The sequence below is a fragment of the Streptomyces sp. NPDC045021 genome (assembly GCF_056432645.1).
Genome location: NZ_JBWKIQ010000006.1, coordinates 353967 through 375110 on the forward strand (window position 1 = coordinate 353967; position 21144 = coordinate 375110).

General features: G+C 70.5%; 18 protein-coding genes. 12 read left to right on the plus strand and 6 right to left on the minus strand.

Features of this window, described 5'->3' with window-relative positions:
• Window positions 1-43: 43 nt before the first annotated feature.
• The 4 genes from AC07DC_RS20830 to AC07DC_RS20845 all read right to left on the minus strand — a co-directional run bounded on the left by AC07DC_RS20830 (window position 44) and on the right by AC07DC_RS20845 (window position 5225).
• On the minus strand, window positions 44-1579 hold the full coding sequence (locus tag AC07DC_RS20830; protein WP_478915864.1) for an FAD-dependent monooxygenase: 1536 nt from the start codon (window positions 1577-1579) through the stop codon (window positions 44-46).
• 99 nt (window positions 1580-1678) lie between these two features.
• A complete protein-coding gene (locus AC07DC_RS20835; protein ID WP_478915865.1) occupies window positions 1679-2872 on the minus strand; it encodes an acyltransferase family protein in 1194 nt (397 codons plus the stop codon).
• Window positions 2869-4239 (minus strand): polysialyltransferase family glycosyltransferase, encoded by a 1371-nt coding sequence (locus tag AC07DC_RS20840; RefSeq protein ID WP_478915866.1) that lies wholly within the window; start codon window positions 4237-4239, stop codon window positions 2869-2871. The genes AC07DC_RS20835 and AC07DC_RS20840 overlap by 4 nt, the downstream gene beginning before the upstream one ends.
• Window positions 4239-5225: a glycosyltransferase family 2 protein gene (locus tag AC07DC_RS20845; RefSeq protein WP_478915867.1), complete on the minus strand. Its 987-nt coding sequence runs from the start codon at window positions 5223-5225 to the stop codon at window positions 4239-4241. The genes AC07DC_RS20840 and AC07DC_RS20845 overlap by 1 nt, the downstream gene beginning before the upstream one ends.
• 187 nt (window positions 5226-5412) lie before the next feature.
• Here AC07DC_RS20845 and AC07DC_RS20850 point away from each other — a divergent pair, with 187 nt between their 5' ends.
• The 11 genes from AC07DC_RS20850 to AC07DC_RS20900 all read left to right on the plus strand — a co-directional run bounded on the left by AC07DC_RS20850 (window position 5413) and on the right by AC07DC_RS20900 (window position 19021).
• Window positions 5413-6729 (plus strand): DUF6716 putative glycosyltransferase, encoded by a 1317-nt coding sequence (locus AC07DC_RS20850; protein WP_478915868.1) that lies wholly within the window; start codon window positions 5413-5415, stop codon window positions 6727-6729.
• A gap of 23 nt (window positions 6730-6752) precedes the next feature.
• Window positions 6753-8042, plus strand: a complete 1290-nt coding sequence (locus AC07DC_RS20855; protein WP_478915869.1) for a cytidylyltransferase domain-containing protein — start codon at window positions 6753-6755, stop codon at window positions 8040-8042.
• Window positions 8039-8995: an N-acetylneuraminate synthase family protein gene (locus tag AC07DC_RS20860; RefSeq protein WP_478915870.1), complete on the plus strand. Its 957-nt coding sequence runs from the start codon at window positions 8039-8041 to the stop codon at window positions 8993-8995. Before AC07DC_RS20855 ends, AC07DC_RS20860 begins: the two co-directional genes overlap by 4 nt.
• 175 nt (window positions 8996-9170) lie before the next feature.
• The gene (locus AC07DC_RS20865; RefSeq protein ID WP_478915871.1) at window positions 9171-10286 is read left to right on the plus strand and encodes a hypothetical protein; all 1116 of its coding nucleotides are present in this window, start codon (window positions 9171-9173) and stop codon (window positions 10284-10286) included.
• 297 nt (window positions 10287-10583) lie between these two features.
• A complete protein-coding gene (locus AC07DC_RS20870; protein WP_478915872.1) occupies window positions 10584-11717 on the plus strand; it encodes an amidohydrolase in 1134 nt (377 codons plus the stop codon).
• 154 nt (window positions 11718-11871) lie between these two features.
• Complete coding sequence (locus AC07DC_RS20875) at window positions 11872-12906, plus strand: BMP family lipoprotein (protein WP_478915873.1); 1035 nt, start codon at window positions 11872-11874, stop codon at window positions 12904-12906.
• Window positions 12907-13251: 345 nt separating this feature from the next.
• Window positions 13252-14862: an ABC transporter ATP-binding protein gene (locus AC07DC_RS20880; RefSeq protein WP_478915988.1), complete on the plus strand. Its 1611-nt coding sequence runs from the start codon at window positions 13252-13254 to the stop codon at window positions 14860-14862.
• Window positions 14859-15974, plus strand: a complete 1116-nt coding sequence (locus AC07DC_RS20885) for an ABC transporter permease (RefSeq protein WP_478915874.1) — start codon at window positions 14859-14861, stop codon at window positions 15972-15974. The genes AC07DC_RS20880 and AC07DC_RS20885 overlap by 4 nt, the downstream gene beginning before the upstream one ends.
• Window positions 15971-17248: an ABC transporter permease gene (locus tag AC07DC_RS20890; protein WP_478915875.1), complete on the plus strand. Its 1278-nt coding sequence runs from the start codon at window positions 15971-15973 to the stop codon at window positions 17246-17248. The genes AC07DC_RS20885 and AC07DC_RS20890 overlap by 4 nt, the downstream gene beginning before the upstream one ends.
• A gap of 98 nt (window positions 17249-17346) precedes the next feature.
• Window positions 17347-17730: a cytidine deaminase gene (locus AC07DC_RS20895; protein ID WP_478915989.1), complete on the plus strand. Its 384-nt coding sequence runs from the start codon at window positions 17347-17349 to the stop codon at window positions 17728-17730.
• 13 nt (window positions 17731-17743) lie between these two features.
• Entirely contained in the window at window positions 17744-19021 is a 1278-nt protein-coding gene (locus AC07DC_RS20900) for a thymidine phosphorylase (RefSeq protein WP_478915876.1), read from the plus strand.
• Window positions 19022-19184: 163 nt separating this feature from the next.
• Here AC07DC_RS20900 and AC07DC_RS20905 read toward each other — a convergent pair whose 3' ends face one another.
• On the minus strand, window positions 19185-19403 hold the full coding sequence (locus AC07DC_RS20905) for a DUF397 domain-containing protein (protein WP_478915877.1): 219 nt from the start codon (window positions 19401-19403) through the stop codon (window positions 19185-19187).
• A gap of 5 nt (window positions 19404-19408) precedes the next feature.
• A complete protein-coding gene (locus tag AC07DC_RS20910; protein ID WP_478915878.1) occupies window positions 19409-20290 on the minus strand; it encodes a helix-turn-helix domain-containing protein in 882 nt (293 codons plus the stop codon).
• Between the two features lie 308 nt (window positions 20291-20598).
• Here AC07DC_RS20910 and AC07DC_RS20915 point away from each other — a divergent pair, with 308 nt between their 5' ends.
• A complete protein-coding gene (locus AC07DC_RS20915) occupies window positions 20599-20994 on the plus strand; it encodes an ATP-binding protein (RefSeq protein WP_478915879.1) in 396 nt (131 codons plus the stop codon).
• Window positions 20995-21144: the final 150 nt, after the last annotated feature.

A 21144-nucleotide genomic window follows, 5' to 3' on the forward strand; every position in this document is an offset into this window, starting at 1 on the left:
AAAATCACCTTTATGGCGGATCGTGACCGAATTCACCGCATGGTCAGCCGGTGAAGCGCGCAAGGTACCCGGCCACATTGGCCGGGTCATGCGTGGCCAGACCGATGTAACCATCGGGGCGGACGAGGAAGAGCCCGTCGCCGTACACGTCGTACGCGCTGTTCGTGCTGTTGGTGCTGTTCGCGCCGTGCGCCGGGGCGTCGTCGATCCGGTGCGCGTGCACCAGGTCCCCGTCCGTCCTCGCGCCCTGTGGCAGCTCGGCCTTCCCAAGGGCGAGCAGCGTGAAGTGCGGCCCGCGGAAGAGGTCGAAGAGCCGGCTGCCGCCGGCCAGCGGCGCGTCCGGGGCCCGGTCGCCCGCGCGCGGCGCGTCCTCGGGCAGCGTGCCCCCGGCGAGCGCGTCCGGCCGGCGTTCCGAAGTGAGCGGCCCGCCGCGGTAGTTCAGCTCCAGGCCGTGGGTGTCGGTGCCGCGCTGCCGGGCGGCGGTGTCGTCGCCGTCGCGGGTCGCGCCGTGCAGCCGGGTGCTGAGGCCCAGGACGTCGGCGGCGATCGGCAGCCGCTCCTGCTCGTAACTGTCGAGGAGCGCGGGGTCCGCACCGTGCCGCAGCACCTGGCCCAGCTTCCAGCCGAGGTTGTACGCGTCCTGGACGCTGGTGTTCAGGCCCTGCCCGCCGGCCGGTGAGTGGATGTGCGCGGCGTCGCCGGCCAGGAACGCCCGGCCGACGCGGAAGCGGTCGGCCATCGCCGCGCTCGGGTGGAAGACGGACGACCAGAGCACCTCGCGGACCTGGTCGCCGCCGATCGGCGTGCGGGCGCCGATGAGCTCGCGGATCCCCTCGACGGAGCCGTCCGGCTCGGTGCCGGTCTCCGTGTACTGCGCGAGCAGCTGGAAGTGGTCGGTGCCGGCCAGCGGGCAGAGCATGACGGTGCCGCCGTCCGCCTTGGGCCAGACATGCCAGTGGTCGCGGTCGATACCACCGAGGAGCAGGTCGGCGATGAGGATCGGGTGCGGGTCGATGGTCTCGCCGGTCATGCCGACGCCGAGCGCCCGGCGGCCGGTGCCGCGTCCGCCGTCGGCGGCGACGAGGTAGCGGGCCCGGACGGTGCCGGACGTGCCGTCGGGCAGGGACAGCGCGGCGTCGACGCCGTCGTCGTCCTGGGTGACGCCGGTGAGCGCGGTACCGAACTCGACGCTGCCGCCGAGTTCCCGCAGCCGCTCGTGCAGAATCTCCTGCGTGCGCCACTGGGTGAGCATCCAGACCTCGCCGTAGGGGGCCTGCGGTGTCGGCGCGATGCGCTCCAGCAGATCCCACTCGCCGACCCGCCGGTCGTCCTGCCAACCCATCATCAGCGGGTACGGGCCGCCGGACGCGAGGACGGCGTCGATCACTCCGAGGTCGTCGAGGACCTCCAGGGTGCGCGGCTGCAAGCCCTTGCCGCGCGAGCCGGGGAACAGCCGGTCGGACTGCTCGACGAGGCGGGCGGATATCCCCCGGCGGGCGAGGTCGACCGCGAGCGCCAATCCGGTGGGGCCCGCTCCGGCGATGAGTACGTCCATGTCCTGGACGCTGTTGAGTGCCATGTGGACAGCGTGTACCGGCCGGCCCTGACCTCCAAGCCCCCACGCCCTATTGGTACTTGGGCGACGCTGCTATGGAAACGACCCTCCTGCCCCTGGAGATCAGGAACGCGGTGCGCGGGCGGGCGCCTTCGGAACCATCGTCAGAAAGCGCTTGAGCCGGGGCGCCAGTGGACGTTCGACAAAACGGTGCAGAAGCCACGCCAGTAGCAGCATCGACCCGGCGGTGAGCGGCAGCACGGCGTAGGACGGCATGTGCAGGCGCTGGTGCAGCTGGAAGATGACGACCCAGCCCAGGTGTTCATGGACCAGGTAGAAGGGATAGGTGAGGATGCCCGCCGTGGTCAGCCACCGCCAGTCGACGCCCGCGACCCGGGGTAGCAGGGTGACCGCCGCCACCGCCGCGAAGCCGAGCGTCACGATGACGATGATCACCGTCTCGGAGCGGTGCTGGAAGACATGCGCGGCATGCGCGTTGGGGATCAGCCCCTTGACCGCGTAGTGCTGGCCGAAGAGCCAGCCGACCGCGACCACGCCCCAGGAGAGCGGGTCGTTGCCGAAGCGGTGGACCAGGTAGATCCCGATACCGCCGATGAAGAACGGCGCGTACTCCGGCATCAGCACGGTCTTGAGGAACGCCTCGTCCGACGCGTCCGCGAGCACCGCGCCCATCGTCCACAGTCCGCAGAACGCCAGCACCCGGCGGCGGGTGGCGCCTGGGGGCCCCTCCCGGCCGAAGGTTGGGGGACACACCACGGCCAGCGCGAAGAGCAGATAGAAGCGCAGCTCGGCCCAGAGGGTCCAGCACACACCGAGCACCCGGTCGGCGCCGACCGGCATCTGCAGCATCGTCATGTTGGTGAGCAGATCGCTCGGCGAGACGGTCTTCCACACGACGCCCGGCAGCGCGAAGACGGCGGTGACCAGCAGGACGGCCGCCCAGTAGGCCGGGTACAGGCGGATCGCCCGGGAGATCGCGAAGCCCTTGAGGGTGCGGCCCCAGCCGCTCATGCAGATGACGAACCCGCTGATGACGAAGAAGATCTGGACACCGAGCGGACCGTAGACGGCCGCCTTCGACAGCTCGGGGAAGACCAGCGCGGGCGTCTGCCCCCAGGCCTTCCAGGCGTCGCCGCCGCGCCCCGCGTAGTGGTAGAAGCACACCATGAGCGCGGCCACGAGCCGCAGCCCGTCGAGCGCCCGCAGCCGGCCGGGACGCGGTGCGGCCACCACGGCATCCGGTGCGGCATCCGGTGCGGAGTCCCGGGCGGAGACCTGCTGGAGCTGGAGACTCATCCGATGGCAGCCTTCTTCAAGGCGCGTGCGCGGCGGGCGACGCGACGGAGCAGGGGATTGCGGGGCAGGAACGCGAGCTGCGCCGGGACCGCGCCCGGCAGGGCCAGGGAGGCGAGCCGGCGCCGCTTGAAGTACCGCCAGGTACGGGCGTTCAGCTGCTTCGACAGATAGGCGACGGTCTCCTCGCGCAGCTCCGGGTACAACTGCGCCCGCATGCAGAACCCGACGGCGCGCAGCAGCGGCGTGAGGTCCCCGGCGATCCGTTCGGGGGCCGGCGGGGACCAGGCGCGGACGGCTTCCGCGTCGTCGAGGTCGGGCAGCAGCGCGTCGACGATGGTGACCGGGACGCGGTTGCTGTTCTGGTACGGCGACAGCCGCTCCAGCAGCATCTCCGTACCGGTGCGCGCCACCGGGATCCCGTAGAACGCCGACGCGGTGAGCAGCGCCGTCGAGTAACAGCCGGCCACCAGCGCCGGACGCGCCCGCTGGTACACCACCTCGGCCAGCACGGGGGAGTCCAGCACGGTCAGCTCCACACCGAGCTTGGCCGCCTCCCGCTCCAGCGGCTCCGACCAGTGCGCGGGCGCGATGGGGTGCGGTTTGAAGATGATCCGCCGGTGGCCGAGCGCCGCCGCGCCGCGCAGCATCCGCAGATGCAGCTCCTCCTCCTCGGCGGAGGTGAGGATGCCCAGCGCGGACAGGTACTGGCCGAGCAGCAGGGCCGCGCCCTCGGGGAGCGCGGACGGGTCGATCTCCGCCTGCACGTCGCTCGCGTCGGAGAGTTCCGCGAGCACCTTGGCGAACTCGGCGGCCGGCACGATCTGCGGTTCGATGCCGTACTCGGTCAGCAGCAGCGGGCGCAGCCCGGCCACCAGGTCGAGGTGGAGCAGCCGGTTGATGCGGGTGGTCACCAGCGATTCGAGCTTGTCGCGGGTCGGGCCGTACGACATGAGGCCGTCCGCGTAGACATCGATCGTCGCGGCCGGGAAGAGCCTGACCAGGGCGGCGGCGGGTTTGACCTGGATCGACTCGACGATCAGTTCCAGGTCGTCGTCACCGAGGTCCCACAGCATCCGCAGGTACCGCTCCCACATCGGTACGTCCTCCGGGCGCGGCGCCCAGTCGCCGGGGTGCATGGGCGAGATCGTCTCGTTCCACGACAGCACCCGGTCGAACCGGTCGCGCAGCGCCCCGAAGCCGGGGGCCTCGTCGACGGCCGGCGTGGTCTCCGGAACGGCGGAGTTGTTGCTGATCAGCAGCAGCCGGCGGTCCGCCGGTCCGAAGAGTCCCGCGTCCAGGGCGGCCGCGATGGTGGCGGCGCCGTACAGCGTCGACGCCACATGGATCTGCGTACGTGCGCGGGCCATCAGGCGGCCACCGTCCCGGTCGAGGAGGAGGCGAGCCGCCTTCGCAGCCGGCGGAGCGGGACGCTGCGGTCCACGCCCATCGAGTCCAGCGCCTCCATGAGGATGTCCTGCGGCATCCGCTTCAGGGCGGCGGCGCTCATCGTCTTCAACTGGCGTGCGACCTGCGGTTCGAAGCGTTCGATCGAGTTCAGGTGGTGGGCGATGATCGCGCAGTAGGTGCGTACCGCCTTCGGCAGGAACCGGTCCGCGTCCGGGTCCGCGGCGGTCTCCGCGAGCACCTGGTCGAAGGAGCGGATGAAGTCCAGCTGCCGTACGTCGCCGATCTGGGTGAGCGAGGTGGCGATGCCGCGCCGGTAGAAGACCCCGAGCAGGCCCACCACCGCGAAGGACGCCGCCTCCCGGTGCAGCCGCCAGATCCACGGCCGGTCCTCGGCGGTCCGCAGCCCGTCGGGGAAGTGCAGCAGCCCGGCGTCGGCGAGCCGGCGGTGGTAGATCCCGGCCCAGGCGAAGGGGTAGTCGACCGAGGTCGGCCGCCCGGCGGGCAGGATCGCCTCGCGCGGGTTCAGTACCACCCCGCGGCGGCCGTGCGGCACATGCGTGATGACCCGGACGCGGTCGGTGCACTGCACATGGTCGGTACGGACGAAGTCGGTACCGAGCTCCTCGATGGCCGCCAGCAGTTGGGGCAGGTAGCCGGGGGCGAGCCAGTCGTCGCCGTCGAGGAAGGTGAGGAACTCGCCGCGCGCCGCGTCGATTCCGGTGTTGCGGGCGGTGGCCAGGCCGCCATTGGTCTCGCGCGCCACGAGAACGGAGCCGGGAAGGGTGCGTGTCGCCCGCTCCAGGATTTTCGGTGTGTCATCCGTCGAACGGTCGTCGACCAGGATGAATTCGAAATCCGGGCGGGAGTTCGCACGAAGACTTTGGAGCATGTCGGGTGCGAATGCCTGCACGTTGTAAAACGGCACAATGACGGAGAGCTTGACCACCTGCTGAACGTTAGGGGCCGACCGGACTCGGCGGCCGACATTGCGCGGACCCTCAGGTGAACGGCGCATGTCGGAACCGTGAAGCAGTCGTCCCTTAAGCATGGTTGGGCAATTCGCGGCACGCTGTTTACCGTCCGTTGGTTCAACGTTGGAGCGCTGCTCGGAACGGATTCCTAGCGTCTGCGTCGTGCCAAAAAGTTCTTCAGAGTCGCTGCGGATCACCGTTCTCGCCGATTCGGACACCCGTTGGAAATGGGGCGCGCTGACAGCGCGTCGTATTTCGCCCGATGTCCGGCTCGATGCCCGTCTGCTCCGCGGCCGGGCCACTCCGACGAGCCGCCAGCTCGCCGAGATCGGCATACCCGCGGAGTCGATGCGCGAGGTCACCGCCGCCGAGTTCCTCAGCGAGGCGGGCCGGGGCCGAGCGAGTGACGGCGGCTGCGACGTCATCGTGCTCGCCTGCGTCGGCGGCACCGTCCAGGCGATGCTGCACGGCCTGGCCCGCGCCTGGGAGGGCACCGCCCGCCGCCCGGTGGTCGTCACCGGATACGTCGGGGTGGTCTACGAGAAGCTCGCCGACGGCCTGCTGCTGCGGGCCGGCGCCGATGTGGTGCTGGCCAACAGCGCGCACGACGCCCAGCGCTTCCGCGACACCTACGAAGGCGTCGGTGCGGACACCGCGGGCATCGTCGAGACCGCGCTGCCCTTCCTGGAGGGCGCGCCCTACCAGCCGGCGGACGAACGGCCGTTCACCGTCACCTTCGCCGTGCAGCCGTCCGCGCCGGAAGGCCGCGCCGACCGCACCTACCTGGCCCGCCGCGCGGTGGAGCACGCCCGGCGGCACCCGGAGCGCGAGGTCCTGGTCAAGCTGCGCAGCAAGCCCGGCGAGCACACCACGCACATCGAGGAGCACCCGTACCAGAAGCTCGTCGCCAAGCTCGGCCCGCCCGGCAACCTGCGGCTGGTCTACGGGCACATGGGCGAGGTGCTGGACCGGACCGACCTCCTGGTGACCGTCAGCTCCACCGCGGCCCTGGAATCACTGCACCGCGCCATCCCCACCGCCGTCCTCACCGACCTCGGCATCCGTGAGTCGCTCGGCAACCACCACTTCCTCGGCTCGGGCTGCTTCGCCTCCTGGGACCAGCTCGACGAGGGCCGCGTCCCGCAGGCCGATCCCGGCTGGCTCGCCGCCCAGGGAGTGGCCTCGAATGACCCCTTCGGGGCCCTGCGCGAGCGTGTCACCGCCCTCGCCGCGGCCGACGAACTGCCGCCGCCCGCGCCGTACTACACCCCGCTGACCGCCCCCGGCTACCTGCCGGGCGTGCTGGCCCGGCACGGCCTCGACGCCAAGGGCGAGCCGCTGCCCGGCGCGGTCGCCGAGCGCGAGCCCTGCGCCCTGCGCCGCGTGCTGCGGGACGCCGCGCGCAACTGCGCACGTACCGCCTACCGGCAGGGCGTGCAGCGCGTCGCGCCCGTCATCCGCCGCTGGGGCCAGCTGTGACGAACCGACCGACCGGAGCACCCGTGACCACCCCACTGTCCGTGCCCACCCCCGCTGCCGCGGACGCCCGCGTCCTCGCCGTCATCCCCGCCCGGGGCGGCTCCAAGGGCGTCCCCGGCAAGAACCTCGCGCCGGTCGGCGGTGTCCCGCTGGTGACCCGCGCGGTGACCGAATGCCTCGCGGCACGGCTGGTCACCGACGTGGTCGTGTCCACCGACGACCCCGCCATCGCCGAGGCGGCCCGCGCCGCCGGCGCCGAAGTCGTCCTGCGGCCCGCGGACATCGCGGGCGACACGGCGACCAGCGAGGCGGCCGTCCTGCACGCGATGGACGCCCACGAGGCGCTGCGCGGCGGCAGCATCGACGTCGTCCTGCTCGTGCAGTGCACCAGCCCCTTCCTCACCCGCGAGGAGGTCGACGGCGTCGCCGCCGCCGTCATCGAGGACGGCGCGGACACCGCGCACACCGTCGCGCCCTTCCACGGCTTCGTCTGGCGCGAAGGGGACGGCGCCGACGGCGGCCACGGCGTCAACCACGACAAGGCCACCCGCCCGCGCCGCCAGGACCGCCCCCAGGACCTGCTGGAGACCGGCGCCGCCTACGCCATGCGCGCCGCCGGCTTCCGCGCCGCCGGCCACCGGTTCTTCGGCCGTACCGCGCTGGTGCGCACCGAGCCGGCCCGCGTCCTGGAGATCGACGAGCCGGACGACCTCGTCCGGGCCCGCGCCCTCGCGCCGCTCCTCGACGCCGGCTCCACCCCCACCCTCGACGACATCGACGCGGTGGTACTCGACTTCGACGGCACCCAGACCGACGACACGGTGCTGGTCGACGCCCAAGGACGGGAGACCGTCGCGGTCCACCGCGGCGACGGGCTCGGTATCGCGGCCCTGCGCCGCGCCGGGCTGCCCGTACTGATCCTGTCCTCGGAGACCAACCCGGTCGTCGCGGCACGGGCCAGGAAGCTCCAGGTGCCCGTACTCCACGGCATCGCCCGCAAGGACCTCGCCCTCAAGCAGTGGTGCGAGGAACAGGCGATCGCCCCCGAGCGGGTCCTGTACGTCGGCAACGACGTCAACGACCTTCCCTGCTTCGCGCTCGCCGGCTGGCCCGTCGCGGTCGCCAACGCCCACGACGTCGTACGGGCCTCGGCCCGCTCCATCACCTCCACCTCCGGCGGCCGCGGCGCGATCCGCGAGATCGCCGCGTGGATTCTCGGCCCCACCCTCGCCACCCCGCTCGCTGAACCTCCCTACGCACCCCTCACAGCTGTCCCCTCAGCACCTCTCTCCGCAAAGGAACTCTCCCAGTGACCAGCACCTCCCTGACCCCGAAGAACCTCCGTCCGGTCGGCAGCCGCTACATCGGCACCGGGCAGCCCGTCTATGTCACCGGCGAGATCGGCATCAACCACAACGGTGAGCTGGAGAACGCCTTCGCGCTCATCGACGCCGCGGTCTCGGCCGGCTGTGACGCCGTGAAGTTCCAGAAGCGCACCCCGGAGATCTGCACCCCGCGCGACCAGTGGGAGATCGAGCGCGACACCCCCTGGGGCCGGATGACGTACATCGACTACCGGCACCGCGTCGAGTTCGACGAGAACGACTACAACGCGATCTCCGACTACTGCCGCAAGCGCGGCATCGACTGGTTCGCGTCCCCGTGGGACGTCGAGTCCGTCGCGTTCCTGGAGAAGTTCGACCTCCCGGCCCACAAGGTCGCCTCCGCCTGCCTCACCGACGACGACCTGCTGCGCGCGCTGCGCGCCACCGGCCGGACGATCATCCTCTCCACCGGTATGTCCACCCCGAAGCAGATCCGGCACGCCGTCGAGGTGCTCGGCAGCGACAACATCGTGATGTGCCACGCCACGTCCACGTACCCGGCGAAGCACGAAGAGCTCAACCTGCGCATGATCAACACCCTGCAGTCCGAGTACCCGAACGTGCCCGTCGGCTACTCCGGCCACGAGGTGGGCCTGCAGACGACGCTGGCCGCCGTCGCCCTCGGCGCGGTCTTCATCGAGCGCCACATCACCCTCGACCGCGCCATGTGGGGCTCCGACCAGGCCGCCTCCGTCGAGTCCCAGGGCTTGGAGCGCCTCGTCCGCGACATCCGCATCATCGAGACCTCGCTCGGCGACGGCGTCAAGAAGGTCTACGACGGCGAGCTCGGCCCGATGAAGAAGCTCCGCCGCGTCCCCGGCGTCGTCGCCGAGGCCGAGGCAGCGGTACCCGGGTCGGACCGCGCCACCGCCTCGGTCTGACGGAGCGCGCCACCCCGGTCCCACCGACCGGGCCCCGCGGCAGCCCCCTTGACCCGGGGGCTGCCGGGTCCCGCGGTAGCCCCTATTGACCCGAGGGCTGCCGGGTCCCGCGGTAGCCCCCATTGACCCGAGGGCACAGCGCACCACGCGAACCATAAAGACGAGGAGTACCGGGATGACCGCGCCCGCATCCGGCCGGGGACCGCTCGCACTGGTCGAGTCCCCTGTCCAGCTCCTCAACGTCCTGGAGTGGTCGCACATACACCCCCCTACGGCGGTCGCCGTACCGCACCCCGGGGCGGCTCCCGCCGCCCCGGGCGGCGGCCCTGTCAGCGGACCGCTCACCGTCGTGGTGCTCTCGCCCCGCGACCCCATGAGCCGCGGGCAGCTGCGCCGGATGGCGGAGCTCGCCCGGGAGGACGGCGTCACCGTCCGCTGGTTCGAGGCCCGCAGCAACCGGCTCGGACTGCTGCGCACCGCCCTGACCCTGGCACCGCTGCTGCTGCGCGTGCGCCACCTCGTCCTCGGCGATCCGTTCTCCCGGCTGGTGCAGGTGCTCCTGCCGCTGTGCCGGGCCCGGGAGATCACCGTGGTCGACGACGGCACCGCCACCATGGAGTTCACCGAGATCCTGAGCAGCGGCGGCCGTCTGGTGCGCTGGCACCGCGCCGGCCGCCGGTCACCCACCGACGCGGCCTTCGCCGTCTTCGCCTCGGCCGCCCGCCGCCGGCTGACCCCCGGCCGCCGCCGCACCGTCGAACTCTTCAGCGCGATGCCCGCGACACCGCCGGCGGGCATGGCGCTGCGCGCCAACCGGTTCGCCTGGACGCGCTCGCGCTTCGGGCCGCCGCGGATCACCGCCGGCACCGACATCATCGGCACGTCCCTGGTGGAGACCGGAGTCGTCGACCTCGACCGGTACCTCGCCGCCGTCGCCGCCCTCGCCGAGTCCCACGGCGCCACCCGCTACTTCGCGCACCGCCGCGAGGACACCGCCAAGCTGCACCGGCTCGCCGTCGAGACCGGCCTGGAGATCGTCCGGCCCGACCTGCCGCTGGAGCTGGTCGCCCGTCGGGGACCGATCGGGCACACCGTGCTCAGCTTCCCCTCCACCGTCGTCCACACGCTGCCGCTCGCGCTGGCCGGTACGGGGGTCAAGGTGGTCGTCCGCGACATCGACGACGGATGGCTCACCCACACTGCCTCGCCCCGCGCGCAGGGCTTCCTCTCCGGCATCACCGGCACGGCCAGGGACCTGCACGGTCTGACCTCGGCCACCGCGACCGCATAGCGCCTGTCCGGCGGACAGGGGCGGTCAGGACTCCCCTCACCTTCCGGCCGGAGGGTTTGAGCGGGCCGCGATGCCCGGCCCCTACGCTCCGGGCCGTCGGCCCCCGTGTGGCACGGGACACCCCCTGCCTCGGAGCCGTTGCCTCGCGATCGATGGATCGTTGAGCGAGGATGGGATGGGTGGTGAAGGCCCAAGAGGCCGTGATACCCCCCAGAGGGATTGGGTATGCGCCGATCGGGTGATTTCTTCTCCTTCAACAGGAATGAATTTCTCTCGATCAACGCTGGAGGATCTCCCATGGGGCCTACGCTGTCGGAGGTGAACGACTCACCCGCAGTGCCACCCGGCGCGCTGCCCGCCGGGCTGCGCGCCGAAATGATCGCGCTCCGCCGGGAATCGAGCCACCGCCCCGCAACGGGCCGGCCGGACTCCCAGGACGCCGAGACCGCCGCCGAGGCGGTCAGGGCCCGGCTTGAGCAGGACGGTCTACGGCCGCGGGTACTGCCCGGTGGGACCGGGGTCGTCTGCGACATCGGCGCCACCGACCCCGCCCGTCCGCGCCTGGCCCTGCACAGCGACATCGACGCGGTGCTGCTCGGCGCCGGCCTGGCGCTCGCCGCCCTGGAACGTGACGGCCTGCTGCCGCGCCCGGTGCGGCTGATCCTGCAGCCCGCGGACGAGACGGCTCCGGGCGGAGCGCTCGGCGCGATCGAGGCCGGGGTGCTGGACGGTATCGGCCGGATCCTGGCCGTGCACGGCGACCCGGGGACCGACGCCGGACGGATCGGCCTGCGGCAGGGCCCCATCACCGCGGCCGCCGGCCGGCTGGTCCTGAAGCTCGACGGCGCGGGCGGCCACAGCGCCCGCCCGCACCTGACGACCGACCTGGTGATGGCCACCGCCAAGATGGCCACCGAACTGCCGGCCGTGCTCGCCCGCCGGATGGACCCGCGCTCCGGCGTCCGGGTCGTGTGGGACCGCATCGAGGCCGGCCACGCCTGCAACGTGATCCCGCAGCACGCGGAGCTGGAGGGCACCGTCCGCTGCCTGGACCTGGCGGCCTGGCGCGAGGCGCCCGACCTGGTGCACGAGGTGATCGACCAGGTGGCCGGCATGTACCGGGCGAAGTGCGAGATCCAGTACCAGCGCGTCGTCCCCCCGGTCGTCAACGAGGTGGAGTCGACGGAGCTGCTGCGGGAGGCGATGACGCTGCGGTACGGCGCGCACGCCGTCGAGGACACCGGCCAGAGCCTCGGCTGCGAGGACTTCGCCTGGTACCTGGAGCGCGTGCCGGGGGCGCTGGCCAGACTCGGCCTGCGACCCGCCGAGGGGTCGCCGCGACACGGCGTCCATCCGGGTGAACCGGACGGCTCCGAGGACGCTGTGATGATCGGTGCGGAGCTGCTCGCGAGTGCTGCGCTGCTGGTCTGAACGGTGGGTGACGCGGCGCCAACAGGTGGTTCACCTGGCCGAAATGCGTCGATCCGATAACAGGTCTTCATTCAGGCTTTACCTGACATCTACGCGCGTTAAGCTCCCGCTTAGCCAGCGCCGGACGGGGCGCTTTCGAATGAAGGGGACCCTCGTGCGCCGGGTTACCAAGATCGTTGCTGCGGGTGTCGCATCCGCGGCGCTCGCCCTCACCGCCACCGCCTGCGGCAGCAGCAGCTCCGACGGAAGCAAGGACAAGGGCGTCGGAATCGCCTACGACGTCGGTGGCCGAGGCGACCACTCCTTCAACGACTCCGCGGCCAAGGGCCTGGACAAGGCCAAGGCCGAGTTCAGCCTGGGCAGCAAGGAGCTCACCGCCAAGAACACCGACACCGAGGCGGACCGCGAGCAGAAGCTCAACGACCTCGCCGGTGCGGGCTACAACCCGGTCATCGGTGTCGGCTTCGCCTACGCCGACTCGGTGAAGGCCGTCTCGAAGAAGTTCCCGAAGACGACCTTCGCGATCGTCGACTCCGTGGTCCCCGCCGCCAACGTCGACAGCATCAACTTCACCGAGGAGCAGAGCTCCTACCTGGCCGGCGTCGCCGCCGCGCTGAAGACCAAGACCAACAAGGTCGGCTTCATCGGCGGCGTGGACACCACGCTGATCAAGAAGTTCGCGGCCGGCTACCAGCAGGGCGTCAAGGACACCAAGCCCTCCGTCTCGGTCGACATCGAGTACATCACCCAGGGCGGCGACTTCTCCGGCTTCGCGAAGCCGGCCGAGGGCAAGGCCAAGGCCAAGGGCATGCTCGACCGCGGCATCGACGTGATCTACGCCGCCGCGGGCAGCTCCGGCACCGGCGCCATCGAGGCTGTCGCGGGCAAGAAGGGCACCTGGGCGATCGGCGTCGACGGCGACCAGTACCAGGACAAGGGCCTGGCGCAGTGGAAGACCTCGATCCTGACCTCCGCCGTCAAGAACGTCGACGGTGCGGTCTACGAGGTCATCAAGAGCGTCAAGGACGGCAAGCCGCTGAGCGGCACGCACGTCTACGACCTCGCCAAGGGTGGCGTCGGCCTGGCCACCTCCGGTGGCTACATCGATGACATCAAGGCGCAGATCGATGCGGCCACGAAGAAGATCACCGACGGCACGTTGAAGGTCAACACGACTCCGACCAGCTGATCACCGACGCGAGGCCCGGCCAGGGAGCGTGACGTTCCCTGCCGGGCCTCGCGGCTGAGCGGGCTCGGGGAAGTGGAGCACGCCCCCACGCCGCCCGGCACGGCACCTCGCCGCACTGCCGCATCACCCCAGTACATCCAGTACAGGGGCAATGCGGCAGCACACCGAGGCACCGCACCGGACGACGCGGGAACGCACCCCCCTTCCCCGAGCCCGCTTGTGCGGCCACCGTGCCGTATGTATCCCGCGACAACTGTGGATCTGGCGCCGCTACGCGCGTAGAGTCCGATCCTCGCGATACGTTCGCCCCCATCGCTCCGCTCTGCCCCGCGAGGAGAGTGCGTCATCAACGCGTCCAGCAGCCCCCCCGCCGTCGAACTCCGCGGCATCACCAAACGCTTCCCGGGCGTCGTCGCCAACCGGGACATCGACATCACCGTGCTCCGTGGCACCGTCCACGCCCTGGTCGGCGAGAACGGCGCGGGCAAGTCGACCCTCATGAAGATCCTTTACGGGATGCAGCGCCCCGACGAGGGGACCATCACCCTCGACGGCGAGAAGGCCGACCTGCACACCCCGGCCGACGCCATCCGGCTCGGTATCGGCATGGTGCACCAGCACTTCATGCTCGCCGACAACCTCACGGTGATGGAGAACATCGTTCTCGGCGCCGAGCAGTTGCACGGCATCGGCGGCAAGGCCCGCGCCAAGATCAAGGAGATCTCCGACGCCTACGGCCTCGGCGTCCGCCCCGACCTCCTCGTCGAGGACCTCGGAGTCGCCGACCGCCAGCGCGTGGAGATCCTCAAGGTCCTCTACCGCGGCGCCCGCACCCTGATCCTTGACGAGCCGACCGCGGTCCTCGTGCCGCAGGAGGTCGAAGCGCTCTTCGCCAACCTCCGCGAGCTCAAGTCCGAGGGCCTGACGATCATCTTCATCTCGCACAAGCTCGGCGAGGTGCTCTCGGTCGCCGACACGATCACGGTCATCCGCCGCGGCACGACGGTCGGCGACGCCGACCCGAAGACCGTCACCGTCAAGCAGCTCGCCGAGCTGATGGTCGGCAGCGAACTGCCGTCGCCGGAGACCCGCGAGTCCACGGTCACCACCGAGACGATGCTCACGGTCGAGGGGCTCACGCTCTCCGACGTGGGTCTGGAGCCGATGTCGGAATCCTCGGCCCTCATCGTCGAGGAGGTCGAGGCCCGGGATGCCCGCCTCCTCCTCGACGACATCTCGCTCACGATCCACAAGGGCGAGATCCTCGGCATCGCCGGGGTCGAGGGCAACGGCCAGGCCGAACTGGTCGAGACCATCATGGGGATGCGGACCCCCGACGCCGGGGTGATCACCCTGGACGGCGCCGACATCTCCCATGCGCCCACCCGCAAGCGGCGCGAGGACGGCATCGGGTACATCCCCGAGGACCGCCACCGGCACGGCCTGCTCCTCGAAGGCACGCTGTGGGAGAACCGCATCCTCGGCCATGTCACCGAGAAGCCCAACAGCCGCGGCGCGCTGCTGGATCTGACCGCGGCCCGCCGCGACACCGCACGGATCGTCAAGGAGTACGACGTCCGTACGCCCGGCATCGAGGTCACCGCGGCCTCCCTCTCCGGCGGCAACCAGCAGAAGCTGATCGTCGGCCGCGAGATGAGCCACCTGCCCAAGCTGCTGATCGCCGCGCACCCGACCCGCGGTGTGGACGTCGGCGCGCAGGCGCAGATCTGGGACCAGATCCGGCAGGCCCGCCGCGAGGGCCTCGCCGTGCTGCTGATCTCCGCCGACCTGGACGAGCTGATCGGCCTGTCCGACACCCTGCGGGTGATGTACCGCGGCCGCCTGGTCGCGGACGCCGACCCCGCCACGATCACTCCTGAGGAGCTGGGTTCCGCCATGACCGGCGCCGCTTCCGGCCACCTCGAGCACACGGACGCCGAAGGAGAGGACCGATGAAGAAGTTCGACAAGGATCGGCTGATCCTTGGCCTGGCCGCTCCCGTCCTCGCGATCGTCGCCGCCTTCGTACTCACCGCGCTCGTGCTCCTGGCCACCGGCAAGGAACCGTTCCACGCGTTCAACGTGATGTTCGACAAGGGCCTGACGAGCGACAGCCAGGTCTTCATCCTCAACAAGGCGACGCCGTACTACCTCGCCGGCATCGCGGTGGCCATCGGCTTCCGGATGAACCTGTTCAACATCGGCGTCGACGGCCAGTACCGCCTCGCGGCCTTCTTCGCGGCCGTCGTCGGCGGCGCGGTGAACCTGCCCTCCTTCATCCAGATCCCGCTGATCATCCTCACCGCGATGCTCGTCGGCGCGATGTGGGCGGGAATCGCGGGTGTGCTCAAGGTGACCCGGGGCGTCAGCGAGGTCATCACCACGATCATGCTGAACGCCATCGCCACCGCGGTGATCGGCTACTTCATGATCCCCGGCCGGCTCGCCGTGCTGCACGCGGACACCAACTCGGTCTCCACCAAGGAAATCCCCTCCTCGGGGCACTTCTTCGGGTTCGACATGGGCACGGACGGCACGATCTGGGGCTTCATCGTCATCGCCGCCCTCGTCGGCGTCCTCTACTGGTTCGGCCTCTCCCGCACCCGGTTCGGCTTCGACCTGCGGGCGGTCGGCCGCTCGGAGTCCGCGGCCGAGGCCAGCGGGGTCGACGTCAAGCGCATGGTGATCACCAGCATGCTGCTGTCGGGCGCCATCGCCGGCCTGGTCGGCATGCCGGTGCTGCTCAACGACGCGCACCAGTTCAGCACCGAGTTCCCGGCCGGTATCGGCTTCACGGGTATCGCAGTGGCGCTGCTCGGCCGGAACCACCCGATCGGTATCGCGCTGGCCGCGCTGCTGTGGGGCTGGCTGGAAATCGCCTCCAGCAAGCTGGAGTTCGAGGACTACGACAAGGAGATCGTCGGCGTCATGCAGGGCATCATCGTGCTCTGCGTCGTCGTCGCCTACGAGGTCGTCCGCCGCTACGGCATCAAACGCCAGCAACAGAAGGTCGGCGAGGAACTCGCCGCCCAGGCCCGTACCGACGCGCACAAGGAGGTGGCAGCGTGAGCGCCACGGCTACCCCCGGCAAGACCGCCAAGAGCCCCGCGGCCAAGATCCGCGCCAAGCTCACCGTCTCCCGCGTGCTGCTGATCCTCGCGGGTGCGCTGATCCTCATCTCCGCCGTACGCGCCATCACCGGCGCCAACGACATGACGTCCTCCGGGCAGATCTCCGGCGCCCTGACCATGGCCGTGCCGATCGGCCTCGCCGGCCTCGGCGGCCTGTGGTCGGAGCGGGCCGGCGTGGTCAACATCGGCCTCGAGGGCATGATGATCCTCGGCATGTTCTTCGGGGCATGGGCGGGCTGGCAGACCAACCCGTGGGTCGCCGTCGTCGCCGGCATCCTCGGCGGCGCGGCCGGCGGCCTGATCCACGCCGTCGTGACCGTGACCTTCGGCGTCGACCACATCGTCTCCGGTGTGGCGATCAACATCCTGGCGCTGGGCACCACCCAGTACCTCGCCAAGATCTGGTTCAGCATGGGCGAGGCCGCGGCCGCGGGTGGCAGCCCCAAGCAGTCGCCGCCGATGGACGACATCAAGTCGTTCACCGTCCCCGGCCTCTCCGACTGGATGCACACCCTCGAAGGCCACCACTGGTTCCTGATCTCGGACCTCGCCGGGATCATCGGCGGCGTCGTCACCGACCTGTCGTCGCTCACCATCCTGGCCGCGGCGCTGTTCGTGGGCACGTTCTTCGTCCTGTGGCGGACCGCGTTCGGTCTGCGGCTGCGCTCCTGCGGTGAGAACCCGATCGCCGCCGAGTCGCTCGGCGTCAACGTCTACAAGTACAAGTACCTGGCGGTCATCGCCTCCGGCGGCCTCGCCGGCCTCGGCGGCGCCTTCCTCGCCATCGTCCCCTCGCACATCTACAACGAGGGCCAGACGGGCGGCCGCGGCTACATCGGCCTCGCCGCCATGATCTTCGGCAACTGGCGGCCCGGCGGGCTCGCCATGGGCGCGGGCCTGTTCGGGTACTCCGACAGCCTCCAGCTGCGCAACGGCGGCGAGACCGTGCACGCGCTGCTGCTGGCACTCGCGGTCGGACTGGCCGCACTGGCCGCCTGGCGCCTCTACCAGAAGAAGTACATCCCGGCCGTGATCGGCGGCGCCGTCGCCGTCCTGCTGGTGGTCTGGTACGCGCTGACCGACACCGTGCCCGACCAGCTCGTCGGCGCCACGCCGTACATCGTCACCCTGCTGGTGCTCGCGCTCGCCTCCCAGCGGCTGCGGATGCCGGCGGCCGACGGACAGCCGTACCGAAAGGGCCAGGGCAAGTGACGAATCCTCCTGCCGAGGGCTTCGACGGTCCTTCCGGTGCGGGTGCGGGTGCGAGTGCGGGTGCCGGTGCCGGTGCCGGCTCGCGTCCCGTCGAGTCCATCGACTGGGAGGGCTTGCGGAAGCAGGCCCGGGACATCATGTCCCGGGCCTACGCCCCGTACTCGCACTTCCCGGTCGGCGCGGCCGCCCTCGTCGACGACGGCCGTGTCGTCGTCGGCTGCAACGTCGAGAACGCGGCCTACGGCGTCGCGCTCTGCGCCGAGTGCGGACTGATCTCCGCGCTGCACGCCTCCGGCGGCGGCAGGCTCACCGCCTTCACCTGCGTGGACCTGCGCGGCAACCTGCTGATGCCCTGCGGCCGGTGCCGCCAGCTGCTCTGGGAGAACGGCGGCCCCGAACTCCTCGTCGACACGGCGCGGGGCGTCGTCCGGATGAGCCAACTCCTGCCGGACGCCTTCGGCCCCGAAGACCTGAACCGCTAAGGAAGCCCCTGTCATGGACGTCATTTCCGTCATCCGCACGAAGCGCGACCGCGGCCGCCTCAGCGACGAACAGATCGACTGGGTCATCGACGCGTACACCCGCGGTGTCGTCGCCGACGAGCAGATGTCCGCGCTCGCCATGGCGATCCTCCTCAACGGCATGGACCGCGCCGAGATCGCCCGCTGGACCGCCGCGATGATCAACTCCGGTGAGCGGATGGACTTCTCCTCCCTCCCGCGCCCCACCTCCGACAAGCACTCCACCGGCGGCGTCGGCGACAAGATCACGCTGCCGCTGGCCCCGCTCGTCGCGGCCTGCGGCGCGGCCGTGCCGCAGCTGTCCGGACGCGGCCTCGGCCACACCGGCGGCACCCTCGACAAGCTGGAGTCCATCCCGGGCTGGCGCGCGTCGCTGTCCAACGCCGAGATGCTCGACGTGCTGCGGGGGACCGGCGCCGTCATCTGCGCCGCGGGCGACGGCCTCGCCCCCGCGGACAAGAAGCTCTACGCGCTGCGCGACGTCACCGGCACCGTCGAGGCGATCCCGCTCATCGCCTCCTCGATCATGTCGAAGAAGATCGCCGAGGGCACGGGGTCGCTCGTGCTCGACGTGAAGGTCGGCACCGGCGCCTTCATGAAGACGCTGGAGGACGCGCGCGAGCTGGCGTCGACGATGGTCGGCCTCGGCACGGACCACGGTGTACGCACCGTGGCCTTGTTGACGGACATGTCCACGCCGCTCGGCCTCACGGCCGGTAACGCGCTGGAGGTGCGGGAGTCCGTCGAGGTGCTTGCGGGGGGTGGCCCGGCCGATGTTGTCGAGCTCACGCTCGCCCTCGCGCGCGAGATGCTCGACGCGGCGGGTCTGCGCGACGCGGACCCCGCGAAGGCCCTCGCGGACGGCTCCGCGATGGACGTCTGGCGCCGCATGATCGCCGCCCAGGGCGGCGACCCCGACGCGGCGTTGCCGGTGGCGCGGGAACAGCACGTCGTGAACGCCTCCACCAGCGGCGTCCTCGAAGTCCTCGACGCGTACGCCGTCGGCATCGCGGCCTGGCGCCTCGGCGCCGGCCGCGCCCGCAAGGAGGACATCGTCCAGCTCGGCGCGGGCGTCGAACTCCACGCCAAGCCGGGCGACTCCGTCGTGGCGGGCCAGCCCCTCATGACGCTGCACACGGACACGCCGGAGAAGTTCGCATACGCCCTGGAGGCGCTGCACGGCGGGATCCTGGTGGGCGCGACGGACGCAGCGTTCGAACCGAAGCCGATTGTTTTGGACCGGATCGCCTGACGGTGCGGGTGCGTGGGCCGGCCGGGGGCCGGTGACTCCGGGGGTGGGGTTCGAAATCGACTATTTACGGTCCCCCAACCTTCGGTCGGGGGTGCCCCCAGGGGCCCGCAAATAGCTCGGCAGCATTTCGAACCCCACCCCCTCCGCCCCCGTCCCCCTCTGCTCAGGCGTCGGGGAACTCGCCGTACCCGACTGCGGCCGCGAACGACCGCCATGCGTCAGCGGTGAAGACCAGTGCTGGCCCGTGCGGGTCCTTGGAGTCGCGGACGGCCATCGAGCCGTCCGCCAGGCGGGCGCCCTCGACGCATGCACCGCCCTGGTTGTCGCTATAGCTGGATTTGAACCAGGCGGCGTCGTTGAGGGTGTCGGCCTTGGTGGTCATCTGTATCAATGCTCCTTGATCGCTTCCTTGATCATGCTCAGGGACTCCTGCGGTCCCGGAGCAAGGGCTTGCAGTTCGGAGAACGCGTCCGCGTATCGCTCGACGGCACCGTCGCTGCGTTTGACCACCGCGTCCGTCAGGTTCTCCATGTAGACCATCGGCTTCAGAGCGAGCCGTTCCGGAAAATGCAGGACGAAGAACGACCCGCTCATTCCCGAATGAACCCCGGCCCGGAACGGCACGATCTGCACCCGTACGTTGGGCCGGGACTCCGTGACGTTCACGATGTGGGTGAGTTGCTCCCGCATGACCGTCGCTCCGCCAACGCAGCGACGCAGCACGGCCTCGTTGATGATCGCTGTGAACTTCAGCGGTGTCTTCGCGCGGTGCAGAACTTCCTGCCGGGTCGTCCGAATGGCGACCAGCCGATCGATGTCATCGGCCGAAAGGGCCGCGTCCGCCTGATAGATCGCGTGGACGTACGCTTCGGTCTGCAACAGGCCGGGCACGAATTCGGCCTCGTAGTTCTGGAGTACCGCGGCGGTGGCCTCCAGGTCGAGGTATGCCTTGAAACCGGGCCGGATGACCGGCCGGTACTCCGGCGGCAGCCACCAATCCTTCTTCGTTTTGGTGACGCCCGCGTATCCCTGCAACCGGGCGCGGGTCTCCGGGTCTGCGCCATAGATCTCGCAGAGGGCCATCACATCAGCGGTCTCGACGGACGAGTTCTCCCCGGTTTCCAGCCGGGTGAGCTTCGACGGACTCCAGATCAGCTTCTTGACCACTTGGGCGCCCTTGAGGCCCGCAGCCAGCCGCAGTTGGCGCAGTTCGCTGCCTAACTGGAGACGGCAGAGAGCGGGCGTCGCCGCCTCCACGTCTGTGATCATCTGCTTCTCCTCCGCGCAGTGTTCCAGTGTGTGGGGGAAGGTTCCGCGCGTGCAAGGAACCTTCTGCGCCACAGCGGGAGATGTCGTCGTGGGGTGTGAACTCCCTGGTGGGACAAGGAAGTTCACGCGAAAAGTTGACGGCAGAATTCCGCTGGAGCGCTATCACCGTAGCGCCGGGAGTGCCACGCTTGCATGCGGTTGCTCGCATAGAGCACGCACGACTTCGCCGAGAGTAACGGCTCCGGAATGACGGAGGCACGACGATGCAACAGGTACCGCTCAGTCGCGGATCGCGCGGTGGAACGGCCGTGGTGACGACGCGGTGGCCGTCCTCGCCCCGCTCGGTCGGCCAGGCGCGGCACATGATGGAGGGCACGCTCAACGACTGGGGGTTGACCGGCCTCGCCGAACCGGCCGTGCTCGTCATCTCCGAACTGATGACGAATGCCGTCGTGCACGGACGGGTGCCGGGGCGGCGGGTCGAGACGCGGGTCATTCGGCTGGCCGGCGGCGTGCGCATCGAGGTTCATGACGCGAACCGGAAGCGGCCGGAGATGCGGCAGCCGTCCGAGGACGACGAATGGGGCCGCGGCCTCGCGCTGGTGCAGGAGCTCACCCGCGGATGCTGGGGCGTGAACACCCGCCAGGGCGTCGGCAAACTCGTCTGGGCCCAACTCACAGCCGACGGCAACCGCACCCGATGAGTGCCCGCGGTGAAGTTCGGCGATCCGATCGAGCTGCCCGAGCCTTTCGCGATCACGCTGGAGACCGGATCGTTCCCCGTCGGATGAACGCCGCGCTCAGCCGACGCCGGGGCTTGGACGGAAGGGGGACGGGGCTGGAGGTGTAGGGGT

What these genes read in the sequence shown, in the direction of transcription:
- AC07DC_RS20830 (WP_478915864.1), bottom strand. Translation starts at nt 1,579, where the DNA reads ATGGCACTCAACAGCGTCCAGGACATGGACGTACTCATCGCCGGAGCG.
- AC07DC_RS20835 (WP_478915865.1), bottom strand. Translation starts at nt 2,872, where the DNA reads ATGAGTCTCCAGCTCCAGCAGGTCTCCGCCCGGGACTCCGCACCGGAT.
- AC07DC_RS20840 (WP_478915866.1), bottom strand. Translation starts at nt 4,239, where the DNA reads ATGGCCCGCGCACGTACGCAGATCCATGTGGCGTCGACGCTGTACGGC.
- AC07DC_RS20865 (WP_478915871.1), top strand. Translation starts at nt 9,171, where the DNA reads ATGACCGCGCCCGCATCCGGCCGGGGACCGCTCGCACTGGTCGAGTCC.
- AC07DC_RS20870 (WP_478915872.1), top strand. Translation starts at nt 10,584, where the DNA reads ATGGGGCCTACGCTGTCGGAGGTGAACGACTCACCCGCAGTGCCACCC.
- AC07DC_RS20885 (WP_478915874.1), top strand. Translation starts at nt 14,859, where the DNA reads ATGAAGAAGTTCGACAAGGATCGGCTGATCCTTGGCCTGGCCGCTCCC.
- AC07DC_RS20900 (WP_478915876.1), top strand. Translation starts at nt 17,744, where the DNA reads ATGGACGTCATTTCCGTCATCCGCACGAAGCGCGACCGCGGCCGCCTC.
- AC07DC_RS20905 (WP_478915877.1), bottom strand. Translation starts at nt 19,403, where the DNA reads ATGACCACCAAGGCCGACACCCTCAACGACGCCGCCTGGTTCAAATCC.
- AC07DC_RS20910 (WP_478915878.1), bottom strand. Translation starts at nt 20,290, where the DNA reads ATGATCACAGACGTGGAGGCGGCGACGCCCGCTCTCTGCCGTCTCCAG.